Genomic DNA, 15,185 nt, shown 5'->3' with positions numbered 1-15,185 from the left:
CGTCCGTCGGCGGTCGACGCCGGGGCGGAGCGACGGGGCGGAGCGACGGGGCGGAGCGGAAACCAACGGCGAGAAGCGGAGAGAATGAGACCCGTGCCCGCGTCGCCCCGACCCCCAGATCCCGCCTCGCCCGAGGAGCCGTCCTCGCCCCGTGCCGCGCGCCGCGCCGTCGACCGGGACATCCTGCGCCTCGCGGTGCCGAGCCTCGGGGCGCTCATCGCGGAGCCGCTGTTCGTGCTGGTCGATTCGGCGTTCATCGCCCGGGTCTCGACGACCTCCCTCGCCGGGCTGGGGGTCGCCTCGACGGTGCTGACCACGGTGGTGGGGCTGTCGGTGTTCCTCGCCTACTCGACCACGGCCGCGGTCTCGCGGGCGCTCGGCGCGGGCCGGCGGCGCGAGGCGATCTCCCGCGGCGTCGACGCCTCGTGGCTCGCGCTGATGATCGGCGCGGCGTGCCTGCTGCTCCTCGTGCCGGCCGGGCCGTGGCTGCTGGGGCTGTTCGGGGCGAGTCCGGCGGTGACCGCCGAGGCGATCGTCTACCTGCGGATCTCGGCGCTCGGACTGCCGGCGATGCTCGCGGTGCAGGCGACGACGGGGTTGGTGCGCGGGATGCAGGACGCCCGCCTGCCGCTCGTGGTCGCCGTCGGCGGCGCGCTGCTGAACGTGCCGCTCAACGCCGCGCTGATCTTCGGTCTGGGCCTCGGCATCGCGGGCAGCGCCCTGGGCACGGTGATCTGCCAGTGGCTGATGGCGCTGGTGCTGCTCGGGGCAGTCCGACGCTATGCCCGCGGTGCGCAGGTCTCGCTCCGACCGGATCTGCGGGCGGTCGCCGTGACCGGCCGGGAAGCGGTCCCGATGCTGGTGCGCACCCTCAGCCTGCGCGTGGTCTCCATCGTGACGGTGCTCGTCGCGGCCCGGCTGGGGGACGTGCAGCTCGCCGCCCACCAGCTCGCGACCACCGTGTTCCTGCTGCTCAGCCTCGCCCTCGACGCCCTCGCGATCGCGGGCCAGGCGCTCACCGGCCGCTACCTGGGTGCCGCCGACACCACGACGGTGCATGCGGTGACACGGCGGCTGACCCGGTGGGGCGTGGGCGGCGGCGCGGTCGTGGGGGTGCTGCTGCTCGCGGCGAGCTACGGGGTGCCGGAGGTGTTCAGCCCCGATCCGCTGGTGCAGGAGAACCTGCGCGCGGCCCTGTGGGTGCTGGTCCTCGCGCAGCCCGTCGCGGGCTACGTGTTCGTGCTCGACGGGGTGCTGATGGGCGCGGGCGACGCCCCGTACCTGGCGCGGGCGGGGATCGTCGCGGCGGCGGCGGTGATGCCCGGGGCGATCGCCGTGGGTGTGCTGACGCCGGCGGGGCCGCTGGGCACGGCGGCGCTGTGGATCGCGACGAACCTGCTGTACATGATCGCCCGCGCGGCGACGCTGGGCTGGCGGGTGCGGGGCGAGGCCTGGATGCGGACGGGGGCGTGAGGCGCGGCTCGCGCTGACCGCGCCGACGGCTCAGGGAGCGACGGGCTCCCCCACGAGGGTCGCCTCGGTGCGCAGCGTGCCGTCGTCCTCGAGGGACACGGTGCCCACCACGCCGTAGCGGACCTCGAGGGTGCGCGCCTCCCCGCCGTCGGCCGGAGCGAAGGTGACGGTCGCGGTGGGCCCGCCGCCGTCCGCGAAGCCGGTGGTGTCGACCGCCCCCGTGCCGCCCTGGAGGTACCGCACCTCGATCTCCGGGTCCTCGTGGAACTCCCAGAGCACGGTCCCCGTCCCGAGACCGGGCCCGAGGTCTCGGAGCACGGTGCCGCAGCCGGTGAAGCGGTCCCGCTCCGCGTCGCAGAACTCCTGGGCCGCGAGGGCGTCGGCGCGCACGGCCTCCACGGCCTCCGGGGTGAAGGCGAGCTCCGGCGAGACGCGGGCGACGGTCCGGTCATGGTCGCCGACGACGGCGAGCACCCGGGCCTCCTGCGGTGCGGCGACGAGATGCTCGCTGGTGGGCAGCGCCTCGACGGTGTAGTCCCCGGGGATCGCCAGCAGCTCACGGGGCAACCCGCTGCCGAGGGTGCGTAGTTCCTCGGCGGGGATCTCCGCGCCGTTCACCAGCACCGCCCCCACCTCCTCCGGCAGGTCGAGGACCAGGACCCCGGGCTGCACCGACGGCAGCCGCCAGCGGGGCCCGTCCGGCTCCGGCTGCGCGATCGGCTCGGCGCGGACCGTGCCCTCGAGCACCTGCCCGTCCTGGGTCGCGGTGATCTCGAGGTCGCGGGCCTCGCCGTACCATTCCCCGCCGGCGACCTGCACCTCCTCGAGCAGTCCCGTGGTCGGGGCGGCGCCCTCGTGCTCCAGCAGCAGCGTCGAGGAGTCCGTCTCGGTCCACAGGCCCTGCGCGCGCAGCGCCTCCGCGTCCCCGGCGGCGAGCGCGGCGAGATACTCCTCCCCGGCGCGCTGCGGGGCGGCGGCGTGCCGGCGCACTGCGACCCCGGTGATCAGCGCGACGATCAGCGCCGCCGCGAGGATCCACGCCGCGATCCGCCACCGGGTGCCGAACGGCCCCGGGTTCTCCCAGCGCTGACCCGTCCCCTCGCGATCCCCCATCGTTCTCCCCCCGGACCTCAGCGCCGCCAGAGCTCGCGCGGGTCGTCCCCGGGCCGGAACCCGGCGGCCTCCGCGAGGAGCATCGCCTCGGGGAAGTTCGCCGCGAGAGCGGGGGCCGTATGGGAGTCGCTGCCGAAGCTCACGGCGCGCCCGCCCTCCTCCGCCCACCACTGCGTGATCCAGGGACGCAGCCGCCGGGTGTTGATCTCGAGCGCCCGTCCGCTCGCCGCGATCGCCCGCATCGCCGTGCGGAACTCCTCCTCGAAGCGCCGCGGGTCGAAGGGGCCCTCCGCCTCCTCGGGCCAGTACCTCGCCGCGTAGTCGAGGTGGGTGACGACCTCGAAGGGTTCGTCGCCCTCGACCAGGGCGGGGACCTCTGCGAGATAGCGGCGGATCACCTCGTCGGCCGGGAGCCGACGGAACAGCGTGTTCGGCTCGCAGCGCACGTCCCCGTGCGCCACCGTGTGCAGGGAGCCGATGATCCGGTCGAAGAGTCCCAGGTCCAGGAGCGCCCGGGCGGCGGTGGTGCGCAGATGCGGCTGACCGAACTCGAGGCCGGTGCCGATGCGCAGCTGCGGGAAGCGGGCCCGGCAGCGCTCGATGCTCTCGAGATAGCCGTCGACGTCGAAGGGCGGCACGGCGACCACACCGTCGGCACCGACGAGGTGGTTCTCGTGCTCGGCGAAGTCCTCGGGGTCCGTCAGCCAGGCGTCCTCGAGATCGAGGTGCTCGGTGAAGAAGACCGCGGGCAGACCCAGGTGCACGGCCCGCTCGCAGGTCGCCTCCATGGTGCCGTGGGCGGCCGAGCCGGGGCCGCCGGTGTCCCAGGAGAACTCGCTGTGCACGTGGCTGTCGGCGGTCAGACGCATGGGCACAGCTTTCCACAGCGCTCAGGAGGCGGAGAGGAAGCGCTCCCCGTCGCGGAGCACCACGAGGTCCGCACCGTGCGCGTCCTCGAGGAGCGAGGCGAGCAGCCGCTCGGAGGCCCGTCGGCTGAGCGCCGTGGCGATCCACAGCTGGCTCCCGTCGGCCAGGCGCACCGGGCGGGAGCGGGCGCCGACGGGGAGGTCGTCGGCCGCACTGATCGCCCCGTCCCGCAGCACTCCGTCGGCCCCCGAGCGCTCGGCGAGGATCCGGGCGACCTCGCGCACCGCCCGCTGCGCGGGGATCCGCAGGGCGCGCACCGACGCGGGGCAGTCCGCGCCGAAGAGCTGGTACCGCACGCTGCGACGGCCGAGGGTGACCTTGCCGCGCAGCCGGTCGTAGCGCCAGCGCAGCTGGTTGCCGCGGCGCGTGGAGCGGCCGATGTCCTCGGTGTCGGCGATGTACTCCTCGCCGTAGAGCGCGAGGAGCTCGTCGTCGAGCCGCCGGACGCGCGTGACCGGGGTCTTCACGTCCATGAGGCGGCGCACCTGGGCGCTGTCGACCGCGGAGAGCTCCCGCTCGAGCAGGCCCCGGCGGGTGATCCCCGCGGCCCGCAGCAGGTCCACGGCGAAGTCGACCCCGGCGGCGCTGCCCGCGGTGTCCTCGGGGAAGCGCTCGGCCAGCAGGGTGCGCAGGGAGGGGGCGTCGAGCAGGTCTTCGGGAAGGTGCTCGGAGCCGTCGACGGGATCCGCGGCCTGCTCCTGCCCGTCCCCCGTCTCCGTCTCGTCCTCCGCGTCCTCGGCGCGCAGCTCAAGGGAGGAGGGCGGGGCGGCGAGGACCTCCTCGATGCGCACGAAGGCGGCGTCGAGCGCGGCACGGGCGTCGGCCGCGAGGCCGAACAGGCGGTCGACCTCCTCGCGGTCCGCCGCGGAGATCGCCTCGTAAGCGGCGCTCTTGTAGCGGCGGGCGTGCTCGAACTCCGCCCAGGCGTGCGCGGCGATGGTGCGGATCTGGATCTCCAGGCCGCCGAAGTCCGCGAAGTAGCGGGTCAGGGCGCCGCCGGGGAGCAACCAGTCGTGCTCCTGGCCGGGCCTCTCGCCGGTGATCACCAGGTGCGCGCTCTCGTAGCCCCGGTGGGAGTCGGGCTTGTGCTGGGCGGGCTCGGGCTCCTCGCTCACCGAGAAGCGCTCGCGGACCAGCTCCGCGGCCCGTTCCAGGTCGGTGCGGGAGTACATGATCAGCCGCACGGCGACGGTGTCGGTGACCTGACGGGGAGGGTCGGTGTAGCCCTTGCGCAGCACCTTCTCCTGGAAGGAGGCGATGGACTTGGGGCGCGCGATGACCGAGTGCTCGGTGATGGAGGCCTCCGCGAGCAGCCGCTCGAGGTAGTCGTGGATCTCCTCCGCGGCGCGGGGCAGCCTGTCCCAGGCCGTGTAGTCGATCTCCGGCCGCGCGCTGTCCGTGCGGCGTTCGCTGCCTGCCATGCCCAGCTCCCCTCCTCGTCCCCCGGCGCGCCCGGGCCGCGCCGCCCCCACTGTAGGGGGCGGCACGGACGGGCGGGGGGCCGCCGCGCGCGTCGGCGGCGGGCCGGGATCAGCGGACGGCTCAGGCGCTCACGACGGGCTCCTCCGCCCGCACCGCGTGGGCGGCGGCGACGAGATGGCGCAGCGAGGCCTCGGTCTCCGCGTAGCCGCGGGTCTTCAGGCCGCAGTCGGGGTTGACCCAGAGCCGCTCGGCCCGGACGACGCCCCGCGCCCGGCGCAGCTGCTCGGCGATCTCCTCGGCGCTCGGGACGCGCGGGGAGTGGATGTCCCACACGCCCGGGCCGATGCCGCGGGGGAAGGCGTCGGGGTCCACCGCCTCGAGGATCTCGCCGCGCGAGCGGGCGGACTCGATCGAGGTGACGTCCGCGTCGAGGGCGTCGATCGCCCCGACCACCACGTTGAACTCGCTGTAGCAGAGGTGGGTGTGGATCTGGGTCTCCTCGCGCACCCCGGAGGTGGCGAGACGGAAGGAGCGCACGGACCAGTCGAGATAGGCCTCGTGATCCGCCGCGCGCAGCGGGAGCAGCTCGCGCAGCGCGGGCTCGTCGACCTGGACGATCCCGATCCCGGCCGCCTCGAGGTCGGCGACCTCGTCGCGCAGCGCGAGGCCCACCTGGGCGGCGGTCTCCCCCAGCGGCTGGTCGTCGCGCACGAAGGACCAGGCCAGGATCGTCACAGGGCCGGTGAGCATGCCCTTGACGGGGCGGGGGGTGAGGGACTGGGCGTAGGTCGCCCAGCCCACCGTGATCGGGGCGGGTCGGTGCACGTCGCCGAAGAGGATCGAGGGGCGCGTGCAGCGGGAGCCGTAGGACTGCACCCAGCCGTGCTCGGTCGTCGCGAAGCCCGCGAGGTTCTCCGCGAAGTACTGCACCATGTCGTTGCGCTCGGGCTCTCCGTGGACCAGGACGTCGAGCCCCAGCTCCTCCTGGAGGGCGATCACGCGGGCGATCTCCTCGCGCATGGCCCGCTCGTAACCGGCCGCATCGAGCTCGCCGCGACGGTGGGCCGCGCGGGCCGCTCGCACCTCCCCCACCTGCGGGAAGGAGCCGATGGTGGTCGTGGGCAGGGCGGGCAGGCCGAGGGCGGCCTGCTGCGCCTCGGCGCGCCGGGCATAGTCGGTGCGGACGGCGTCGGCGGCGGTGACGGCCGCGGCCCGCTCCCGCACCGCCTCGTGCCGCACCCCGGCGAAGGTGCGCGGCACGGAGCGGGGACCGTCCACGTCCCCGGTCCGGACCTCGCCGCCGGCGAGGGCGATCAGCTCGGTGATCTTCTCGTCGGCGAAGGCGAGGGTCGCGGCGAGCTCGGCGGGCAGGGACCCCTCGCGCTCGAGGGTGTGGGGCACGTGCTGGAGCGACACCGAGGTGGAGGCGACCACGGCCGCGGGGTCGCCGCCGGCCTCGGCGACGCGGGCGCGCAGCAGCTCGAGCCGGGCCGCAGCGGTGGGCAGCTCGGTGCGCCACACGGAGCGGCCCTCGACGAGGCCCGCGACGAGCTGCACCCCGGCAACCCCGGCGAGCTGGGCGGCGGTGGGGATCTCGCCCCGGGTGAGGTCGAGGTGGACGGCCTCGGCGCCCGTCGCGAGCAGGGACGGCAGCAGATCGCCGATCCCGCCATACGGGGTGGTCACGAGCAGGCGGGGACGGTCCGAGGCGGCGGCGAGGCGGCCGATCGAGCGCTCGAGCAGCACGGCGAGCGCGGCGGCGTCCACGCGCTGGTCGGCGGCGAGGGCGGGCTCGTCGAGCTGCACCCAGGGGGCGCCGGCGGCCGCGAGGCGGGAGAGCAGCTCGACGTACACGGCGACCGCGTCGTCGAGGCGGTCCAGCGGGTCGAAGCCTTCGGGGGCGCCGTCCTGCGCCTTCGCGAGCAGCAGCAGGGTGAGGGGGCCGACGAGCACGGGCCGGGTACCTGCGCCGTCCTCGAGGGACTCGGTGAACAGATCGATCACGCGGCTCGTGGCAAGGTGCAGGTCGGTGTACGGGCCGATCTCGGGCACGAGGTAGTGGTAGTTGGTGTCGAACCACTTGGTCATCTCGAGCGGCGGCTGCTCGGCCGTGCCGCGGGCGAGGGCGAAGAGGCCGTCGTCGTCGACCCTCCCGTCGGCGTCGAGCACCGCGGCGAAGCGGTCGGGGATCGCGCCGATCGCGAGCGCGGCGTCGAGCACCTGGTCGTACAGGGAGAAGGACTCGGGCGCGGCGGCGGGGGCGGTCAGTCCGAGATCGGCGAGCCGACGACGGGTCGCGCCGCGCAGGGCGCGCGTGCGCCGGTCCAGCTCGGCACGGTCGATGCGACCGGCCCAGTAGGCCTCCTCGGCCTTCTTCAGCTCGCGGTCGGGGCCGATGCGGGGGTAACCGATCGGGAGCGCGGACGGCAGGGCGGCGGGGCTGGGGGTGCTCTGGTGGCTCATCGGGGGTCTCCAGGGGTCGGGGTGGACCAGCGGTCCAGGTCGAGGGTCTCGAGGACGTCGAGGGCGTCGGCATGGGAGTTGAAGGTGAACAGGTGCAGTCCGGGGGCCCCGTCGTCCAGGACCCGGGCGGCGAGCTCGGCGGTGTGGCGCACGCCGATCCGTCGTCGGGCGGCGTCATCGGGGGCGGCGGCGAGCGCCTCGAGCAGGCTGCGGGGCGGCTCGACCCCGCTGAGCGCCGCGAGGCGGGCGAGCCGCTTCGGGTCGGTGGCCGGGACGAAGCCGGGGATGATCGGCAGGGTGAGGCCCGCGGCGCGCGCCCGGCGCACCAGCGAGCAGTAGGCCGACGGGTCGAAGAACACCTGCGTGATCGCGAAGTCGGCGCCCGAGCGCTCCTTGGCGAGCAGCACCTCGAGGTCGTGCTGGGCGGTGGGCGACTCGGGGTGGCGGTGCGGATAGGCGGCGACGCCCACGCTCACGCGCCCCGCCGCGAGGGCCGCGGTGCGCTCGCGCTCCACGGCGCGGATCAGCTCGACCAGCGGGCGGGCGAAGGGGATCTCGTCGGCGTCCGGATCATGGCCCTCGGGCTGGTCGCCGCGCAGGGCGAGGATCCCGCGCACGCCGCGGTCCAGCAGTGCGCCGACGATCGCGGTGAGCTCTTCGCGGGTGGAGCCGATCGCGGTGAGGTGCACGAGCGGGCGCAGCGAGGTCTCGGCGAGCACGTGGTCGGCGAGCTCGAGGACGCGGTCGAGGTTGCCGTGGCCCGTGCGGGAGGTCACCGAGACGTAGTCCGGCGCGGTCGTCTCGAGCTGCGTGATGGTGTCGCGCAGGCGCTCGAAGGACAGGTCGGAGCGGGCGGGGAACAGCTCGTAGCTGAGCGCCGGACGGGTGCGCGTGGCGGCGCGGCCGAGAGCGGCGAGCGGGGCTGTGGAGACGGACATGGCCGAGAACCTAGGAGCGGGCCCGGCGCCCGGGGAAGGTTTATGAGGGTCTATGAGGAAGGAAGTCGAAGGTGGCGGGATGCGTCGGCGGATGACGGCTCAGGTCGTCCCGGGCGACCCGGAACAGCACGACGCGCCGACCCCCGAGGGGGCCGACGCGTCGTCGGAGCGAGGGCGGGCGGCTCTGCGCGGCCGCCGCCGGATCAGCCGTTGAGGAACGTCTGCAGTGCCTTCACGGTCGCATAGCTGGTGCGGAAGTCCCAGACCCCGTTGTCGCCCTGGCCGATCGCGGCGCGGAGCTTGCGGGTGGTCTCGGCGCCGATCTTGCCGTCCGGCTCGGCGCCGATCTTCTTCTGCAGCGCCTTGATGTCCGCGGTGGAGAGCGAGCCGTCCTGACCGACGCCGATCCAGGCCTCGAGGGCGCGGGTGGACTTCGGACCGAACTTCCCGTCGACCACCAGGTCGCCGGTGCTCGAAGAGCTCGAGGAGGAAGCCTTCGACGAGGAGCTCGACGAGGAGGAGCTGCTCTTGGCGGGGGCGGCGGCGCCGGTGTTGAGGTAGCTCTGCAGCGCCCGCACCGTCGAGGAATCGGTGCGGAAGTTCCGGGCGCCGTTGTCGCCCTGGCCGATCGCGGCGCGGAGCTTGCGCGTGGTCTCGGGCCCGATCTTCCCGTCGGCCTCCGCACCGATCCGCGACTGCAGCACCTTGATGTCGGAGCTGGACAGCGAGCCGTCCTGGCTCACCCCGATCCACTTCTGCAGCGCGCGGGTGGTGGCCGGCCCGAACTTCCCGTCGACCGCGAGGCCGCGCGAGGAGTCGGAGCGGGAGGAGGTGCTCTCCGCAGGCCGTGCGGAGGTGCCGGACGGCTGGGCGTTCGCGTCGGCGCCGCCGTTGGACCGGGTGAGGCCGGCCCGCTTGCCGCAGGTGGGCCAGGCGCCGGGCCCCTGCTGCTCGAGGGTGCGCTGGGCGACGGCGATCTGCTCGGACTTCGTGGCCTTGTCCGCCGTCGAGGCGTACTCGGTGCCGCCGAAGGCGCGCCAGGTGGACTTCGAGAACTGGAGTCCGCCGTAGTAACCGTTGCCGGTGTTGATGGACCAGTTACCGCCCGACTCGCACTGGGCGACCTTGTCCCACACGGAGCCGTCGGCCTGGGCGACGCCCGCGCCGGTCAGCCCGAGGCCCGCGGCGATCACCGCACCGCCCGTGGCGGCGGCGACCTTCGGGGCGACGCGGACGCCGCGGAAGTACTGCGCGGGGCCGTCGGCGCGATGGGTGTGGAGGCGGGGGGTCATGGGGACTCCTGGGGAAGAAGAGAAAGGGATGGCCGGCCCGATCGGCCACGACCTGGGGGTCGCGGCCGCGCGCGAGCTCGGCGCACGGGTCGACTATGCATTCCCGAAACCGACCGGGAACACCTGGGAAACCGAACTCGAATCCTGGCTTTGCCGATTTTTTGCCGCCCGTGCGAATCTCTCGCGGCTTTTCGAGAATGACATCGGTGTGATTCTCGGGCACCCCTCACGCCCCGTCGGCGGGTCGCGCCTGCCCCGTCGGCGGCCCCCACGCGCCCCGAGAGCCCTCCGCCCTCGGCGAACGGTGATGCGTCCCTCCCGATAAGCACTGTCGGTCCGACAGGAAGCGGACCTAGTCTTCTCGGGTGCAGAACACCCCGGCCCCCGCGCACGCCCCCGCCTCCCCCGCACTCCCCCGACGCGATCGTCATGTCATCATGCTGCTGCTGTTCAGCGCGTTCGTGGTGATCCTCAACGAGACCGTGCTCTCGGTGGCCCTGCCCCCGATCATGGACGACCTCGGCCTGGTCGAGACCACCGCCCAGTGGCTGACCACCGGGTTCATGCTGACCATGGCGGTGGTCATCCCGATCACCGGCTATCTCATGGGCCGCTTCTCGACCCGTCAGGTCTTCGCGATCGCGATGACCGCCTTCACCGTCGGCACCCTGATCTGCGCGATCTCGCCCGCCTTCCTGCCCCTGCTGCTGGGCCGGATCGTGCAGGCCTCCGGCACGGCGATCATGATGCCGCTGCTGATGACCACCGTGCTGAACCTGGTCCCGCCCTCGCGGCACGGCCTGGTCATGGGCAACATCTCGATCGTCATCTCGGTCGCCCCGGCGCTCGGCCCGACGATCTCCGGCCTGGTCCTCTCGGTCGCCCCGTGGCGCTTCCTCTTCGTGCTGGTGTTGCCGATCGCGCTGCTCGCGATGGGTCTGGGACTGCGCTGGATCCAGAACGTCCAGGAGGGCGAGCCCAAGCCCGCCGATCCGCTCTCCGTCGTGCTCTCCGGCGTCGGCTTCGGCGCCCTCGTCTACGGCCTCACCGGCATTTCCGGGGGCGGCCACGGCGGCGACGCCCCGTCGGGCCCGCCGATGGCCGCTCTCATCGCCCTGATCGTGGGCGTCGCGGCGCTCGTGCTCTTCGTCTGGCGCCAGCTGATCCTGCAGAAGGTCGAGCGGGCGCTGCTGGACCTGCGCACCTTCGCCTCGCGCAACTTCTCCGTGGCCGTCGCGCTGATGGTGGTGATGATGGGCGCCATGTTCGGCACCGTCGTGCTGCTGCCGATCTTCCTGCAGCGCGTGCTCGAGCTGTCCACCCTCACCGTGGGCCTGATGATGCTGCCCGGCGGCCTGGCGATGGGTCTGCTGGCCCCGCTGGTCGGGCGGCTGTTCGACCGGGTCGGGCCGCGGCCGCTGCTCGTGCCGGGCCTGGCCGCCGTCGTGCTCGGCATCGCGATCATGTCCCGCGTGCCCGAGCAGGCGTGGCTGATCGTCGTCGGCCACGTGATCATGTCCCTCGGCCTGGCGTTCGTGTTCACGCCGCTCATGACCACCGCGATGGGCTCGCTCCCGCGCCGCCTCTACCCGTACGGCTCGGCGATCGTCGGCACCGTGCAGCAGGTCGCGGGTGCCGCGGGCGCCGCGCTCATGGTCTCGATCATGTCGCGCATCGCGGCGGGCGTCGCGGCCGACGGCGGCTCCGCCGCGGCGGGCACCTCCGCCGGCACCTCGGTCGCCTTCACCATCTCCGCCGCGCTCGGCGCCATCACCGTCGTGATCGCGCTGTTCATCCGCCGCAACCCGCTGGACGCCGGGGACGCCCCCGTCGGCGGCGAGCCCGCGGAGCCGGCGGTCGACGAGCAGGTGCGCGCCGCCTGAGCACCCCGCTCCCCCGTCGGCCCCCGGCGCGCCCTGCCCCTCAGAGCGCTCCGGGGGCCGACCTCTCCCGGGCCCGGTCGGCGAAGCCGACGCCCATCGCGACCAGGGTCAGCGCCATGATGATCACCATCGCGATGGTGAAGGCCTCGAGCCACGAGTGCCCGCCCTCGGTGAGGGAGAAGATGATGCCGGGGATCATTGCGGTGCCGACCGCGGCGCCGGTGCGCTGACCGAGCTGCAAGATCCCGCCCGCGACCCCGCCGAAGCGCGGATCGACCGAGTTCAGGGTGAGGGTCTGGTTGGGTGAGATGGTCAGCCCCTGACTGAGGCCCATGAGCGTCAGCGGCACCGCGAGCCACCAGAAGGCCACCCATCCGGCGTCGACGAAGCCCGCGAGGATCGTGGTGCACAGCAGGCCCACGAAGGCGATGCCGAAGCCGACGATCACCATCTTGCGTCCGAGCCGCAGCACGTGCCGGCCGCCCAGCTGCGAGGAGAAGGCCGCGGCGATCGAGGACGGCAGACCCATCAGCGACGCCTCGAGGGCGGTGTGCCCGAGGTGCATCTGCAGGAAGAGCGGGACGATGATCCAGATGCTGGTGGCACCGAGGAAGTACACCGAGATGATCACGATCCCGTTGCGGAACGCCTGCTGGGAGAAGATCGCGGTGTCCACCATCGGCGGTCGCCCGGCGCGCTTGTAGCGCTGCTCCCAGGCCCACCACAGGCCGAGGACGATCAGCCCCACCGGCAGGGACAGCCACACCAGCACGCTCGCGCCCCGCTCGAGGAAGGGCAGCATGATGCCGAGGATCGCGAGGGTCAGCAGCCCGGCGCCGACGGGGTCCAGATCGGGGCGGGTGCGGGTGCGCACGCGGTCGTCGGGGATCAGCTTGAAGGCGCCGATGATCGCGGCGATGCCGATCGGGACGTTCATCAGGAACATCCACCGCCAGCCCAGTTCGGGGCCGAGCAGCTGGATGAGCAGCCCGCCGATCACGGGGCCGACGGCGGTCGCGACGGCGACGGTGGTCGCCAGCGCCGCGAAGGCGCGGGCGCGGGCCTGTCCGCGGAAGTGCTGCTGGATCAGGCCCACCGACTGCGGGTTCAGCAGCCCGGAGCCGACGCCCTGCAGGATGCGGGAGATGTTCAGGACCTCGACGTTGGGGGCGAGTCCCGAGAGCAGCGAGCCGAGGGTGAAGATTCCGATGCCGATGATGAGCATGCGGCGCCGGCCGGTGGCGTCGCCGATCCGACCGGCGGGGACCAGCAGCACGCCGAAGGCGAGGGCGTAGCCGGACAGCACCCACTGCAGCCCGCTCGAGTCCGCTCCGAGTCCCTCGCCGATGGCGGTGAGGGCGACGTTGATGACGCTCACGGCGATGAGGGCCATGAACAGCGGGGCGAGGAGGACGGCGAGGAGCGGCTTGCGGCGCACCGTGGGGCCGGGGGCGCTGGGGTCGGGGATCACTCCGACACCTTATGCAGTCAGTGCAGGTTTCGGGATGCCGGGGTGATCGGCGGGACAGCGGATGCCGCGCGCGCGGCGGCCGATGAACGCCGACGGCGGAGGCGGAGGAACGTCGACGGCAGCGGAGCCGGGGCAGGAGGCGGGCGAACGCCGACGGCGGCGGAGCCGGGTGGCTCCGCCGCCGTCGGCGCGGTGCGGGCTTCCGCCCTACTGGGCGTCAGCCGTGCGAGGTGTCAGCCCTGCGGGGGCATCGGCGGCTGTCCGCCACCGGGACCGTAGGGGCCGGTCTGCGGGGCGACCGTGGCCTTCGAGCCGCGGGCGTCGTCCGCGTAGGGACCGGGCGGGATCACGTAGCCCGTGCGGGGCGAGAGCTGCGGGGCGGCGGTCTGCATCTCGCGAGCGGCGGGCCGATCCGAGTAGTCCACCCCGGGGAAGCGGCCGAACTGGCCGGCGGCCCCGGCGGGACGCGCGCGGTCCGCGGCGTCCAGCATCGCCAGCGCATCGCCCGGCGACGGATAGCGGCTGGACCACACGTGCCCGGGAGGCAGCGGCGACGTGTACAGCGCGCCCTTGGGGCGGATCATGAGCGAGCCCGGCTTCGAGCGGTCGCGCAGGGCATGGGCGCGCCAGGTGGTGATCGGGTGCGAGGAGAACCAGTTCACCCAGTGCACGAAGAAGCTCGGGTCGGTCGCGGCACGGTCCGCGACTTCGTTGACGTTGACCTCGGCGTTCAGGTACTTGCCGCCGGCGAGCACGCCGATCACGCCGGGCGCCCCGCCGGGGGCGAAGGCGTACCCGAAGTTGTCCGCGGTGTACTCCTGCGAGCGGGAGAAGGCCGGGCCGAGGAACGGGATCATGCCGATCACCACGGTGAACAGCTGACGGAAGTAGGAGACGTGACCCGCGGCGAGGTGGCCCACCTCGTGGCCGACCACGAAGCGCAGCGCCTCGGGGTCACGAGTCGCACCGCCGATCTCGAACATGTCCGAGTGCAGCACCACGTAGCGGCGGAAGCCGTGGCCGGCCGCGAAGGCATTGATCACGCCGTTGCCGAGCAGCACGTAGGCGTCCGGGACCTTGCGCATCCCGAACTTCTCGGCGGCCTCCACGACCATGCGGTAGCCCTCGGGGAACTGCGTGGGGCTCATGCGCACGGCCACGGCTCGCAACTGGGCGTAATAGATCGCGCGGCCCCAGAAGATGAGGAACGGGGCGAGGGGGAGGATCAGCGCCAGCTGGATGAGGAATGGGGCGATGCTGATCCAGCGCCACAGCTCGTCCACCGAGGCCTGCCCCTCGGCGATGCGCAGGTACACCGTGGAGAACATCAGGATGGTCCACAGCAGGTACGACAGCAGCGTGAGGGAGACGCCCACCCACAGCAGGGGGAGCTCCGCGGGGTGGCGGATGGCCTTCTGACCCATCACGCCATGGGTGGTCGCACCGTTGATCAGCGTCGGGCCCTCGGGGCGGGAGGGGCCCGAGGGCGGCGGGGTCGGCGAACCGCCGAAGGGACCGCCCGGGCTACCCGGGCCGCCGGGACCGTTGCCGGAGCCTCCGCCGAAGGATCCACCGCCAGGCGCCGAGGGCGAGCCGAAGGAGCCGGGCATGCCGGGGCCGGGGCCCGAGGGGGAGCCGAAGGAGTTGCCGCCGGGGCCCGGGGCCGAGGGCTGACCGACGGGGCCGCTCGCGGTGGGGCCCGGGGCCGCCGGCCGGCCGTACTGGCTGCTGTACGGGCCGCCATACGCACCACCGGTGGGCTGGCTGTGGGGGTCGCCGGAGCCCTGGGGCGGGGGTCCGGGCGGGCCTGCAGGGGGCTGGGACATGGCGGTGTGCTCCTTCGATCCGGCAGGCGATGACGACTGCTGGAGCGAGGCTATCGTCGTCCGCCCCGCCACCGCGCGCCCAGGAGCCGAATGTGGACGGAGGTCTGGGGGTCTCGCGACGACGGTCGCCCCGTCATCGCCCGCTGTCCTCCGTTCGGCGGACCGGGGCCGGCCGCGCGATGCAGGACGCCCGCTGCCCGCTGCCCGCTGCCCACTCCCCGCTGCGAGAATCCGGCGCCCGCGCGAAACCCCCGCACTTCTGGGGGAATAGAGCCCTCATAACCCCAAGTCTGCGGAGGTTTCGGGGATGCGGCGGAGGTTGCGGGGGGCTCGGGGCGTAGAGGACATTCCGGGGGCGGCGGGGGCTCCGGGCGGGG

Annotated in this window: 10 protein-coding genes; 2 read left to right on the top strand and 8 right to left on the bottom strand. The window is 73.7% G+C overall.

Features of this window, described 5'->3' with window-relative positions:
- Positions 1 to 84 precede the first annotated feature (84 nt).
- On the top strand, positions 85 to 1,473 hold the full coding sequence (locus V1258_RS13870) for an MATE family efflux transporter (protein WP_442878629.1): 1,389 nt from the start codon (positions 85 to 87) through the stop codon (positions 1,471 to 1,473).
- Positions 1,474 to 1,503: 30 nt separating this feature from the next.
- On the opposite strand, the gene V1258_RS13865 is transcribed toward V1258_RS13870, so the two are convergent.
- The 6 genes from V1258_RS13865 to V1258_RS13840 all read right to left on the bottom strand — a co-directional run bounded on the left by V1258_RS13865 (position 1,504) and on the right by V1258_RS13840 (position 9,628).
- Positions 1,504 to 2,586 carry a hypothetical protein gene (locus V1258_RS13865; protein ID WP_329750242.1) on the bottom strand — a complete coding sequence of 361 codons (1,083 nt, stop codon included), beginning with the start codon at positions 2,584 to 2,586 and terminating at the stop codon, positions 1,504 to 1,506.
- 17 nt (positions 2,587 to 2,603) lie between these two features.
- Positions 2,604 to 3,455 (bottom strand): PHP domain-containing protein, encoded by an 852-nt coding sequence (locus tag V1258_RS13860; RefSeq protein WP_329750241.1) that lies wholly within the window; start codon positions 3,453 to 3,455, stop codon positions 2,604 to 2,606.
- Between the two features lie 21 nt (positions 3,456 to 3,476).
- A complete protein-coding gene (locus tag V1258_RS13855; RefSeq protein WP_329750240.1) occupies positions 3,477 to 4,934 on the bottom strand; it encodes a GTP pyrophosphokinase in 1,458 nt (485 codons plus the stop codon).
- A 121-nt stretch (positions 4,935 to 5,055) separates the two neighbouring features.
- A complete protein-coding gene (gene metE, locus V1258_RS13850; protein WP_329750239.1) occupies positions 5,056 to 7,398 on the bottom strand; it encodes a 5-methyltetrahydropteroyltriglutamate--homocysteine S-methyltransferase in 2,343 nt (780 codons plus the stop codon).
- Positions 7,395 to 8,336, bottom strand: coding sequence for a methylenetetrahydrofolate reductase (locus tag V1258_RS13845; protein ID WP_329750238.1), 942 nt, complete (start codon positions 8,334 to 8,336; stop codon positions 7,395 to 7,397). Before V1258_RS13845 ends, metE begins: the two co-directional genes overlap by 4 nt.
- 203 nt (positions 8,337 to 8,539) lie before the next feature.
- Positions 8,540 to 9,628, bottom strand: coding sequence for a transglycosylase family protein (locus V1258_RS13840; protein ID WP_329750237.1), 1,089 nt, complete (start codon positions 9,626 to 9,628; stop codon positions 8,540 to 8,542).
- Positions 9,629 to 9,993: 365 nt separating this feature from the next.
- On the opposite strand from V1258_RS13840, the gene V1258_RS13835 reads away from it, so the two are divergent.
- Positions 9,994 to 11,511 (top strand): MDR family MFS transporter, encoded by a 1,518-nt coding sequence (locus tag V1258_RS13835; RefSeq protein ID WP_329750236.1) that lies wholly within the window; start codon positions 9,994 to 9,996, stop codon positions 11,509 to 11,511.
- A 40-nt stretch (positions 11,512 to 11,551) separates the two neighbouring features.
- Here V1258_RS13835 and V1258_RS13830 read toward each other — a convergent pair whose 3' ends face one another.
- Both V1258_RS13830 and V1258_RS13825 read right to left on the bottom strand, forming a co-directional pair.
- On the bottom strand, positions 11,552 to 12,982 hold the full coding sequence (locus V1258_RS13830; protein ID WP_329750235.1) for an MFS transporter: 1,431 nt from the start codon (positions 12,980 to 12,982) through the stop codon (positions 11,552 to 11,554).
- 233 nt (positions 12,983 to 13,215) lie between these two features.
- Entirely contained in the window at positions 13,216 to 14,808 is a 1,593-nt protein-coding gene (locus V1258_RS13825) for a M48 family metallopeptidase (protein WP_329750234.1), read from the bottom strand.
- Positions 14,809 to 15,185 lie beyond the last annotated feature (377 nt).

Origin of the sequence: Brachybacterium sp. J153, from assembly GCF_036311905.1 — a bacterium.
GTDB lineage: Bacteria > Actinomycetota > Actinomycetes > Actinomycetales > Dermabacteraceae > Brachybacterium.
Note: the sequence above shows the minus strand (reverse complement) of the source record. Positions and strands in the feature narration are given on the sequence as shown.

Coding starts and splice junctions, on each gene's coding strand:
- V1258_RS13870 (WP_442878629.1), top strand. CDS start 85: ATGAGACCCGTGCCCGCGTCGCCCCGACCCCCAGATCCCGCCTCGCCC.
- V1258_RS13865 (WP_329750242.1), bottom strand. CDS start 2,586: ATGGGGGATCGCGAGGGGACGGGTCAGCGCTGGGAGAACCCGGGGCCG.
- V1258_RS13860 (WP_329750241.1), bottom strand. CDS start 3,455: ATGCGTCTGACCGCCGACAGCCACGTGCACAGCGAGTTCTCCTGGGAC.
- V1258_RS13855 (WP_329750240.1), bottom strand. CDS start 4,934: ATGGCAGGCAGCGAACGCCGCACGGACAGCGCGCGGCCGGAGATCGAC.
- metE (WP_329750239.1), bottom strand. CDS start 7,398: ATGAGCCACCAGAGCACCCCCAGCCCCGCCGCCCTGCCGTCCGCGCTC.
- V1258_RS13845 (WP_329750238.1), bottom strand. CDS start 8,336: ATGTCCGTCTCCACAGCCCCGCTCGCCGCTCTCGGCCGCGCCGCCACG.
- V1258_RS13840 (WP_329750237.1), bottom strand. CDS start 9,628: ATGACCCCCCGCCTCCACACCCATCGCGCCGACGGCCCCGCGCAGTAC.
- V1258_RS13825 (WP_329750234.1), bottom strand. CDS start 14,808: ATGTCCCAGCCCCCTGCAGGCCCGCCCGGACCCCCGCCCCAGGGCTCC.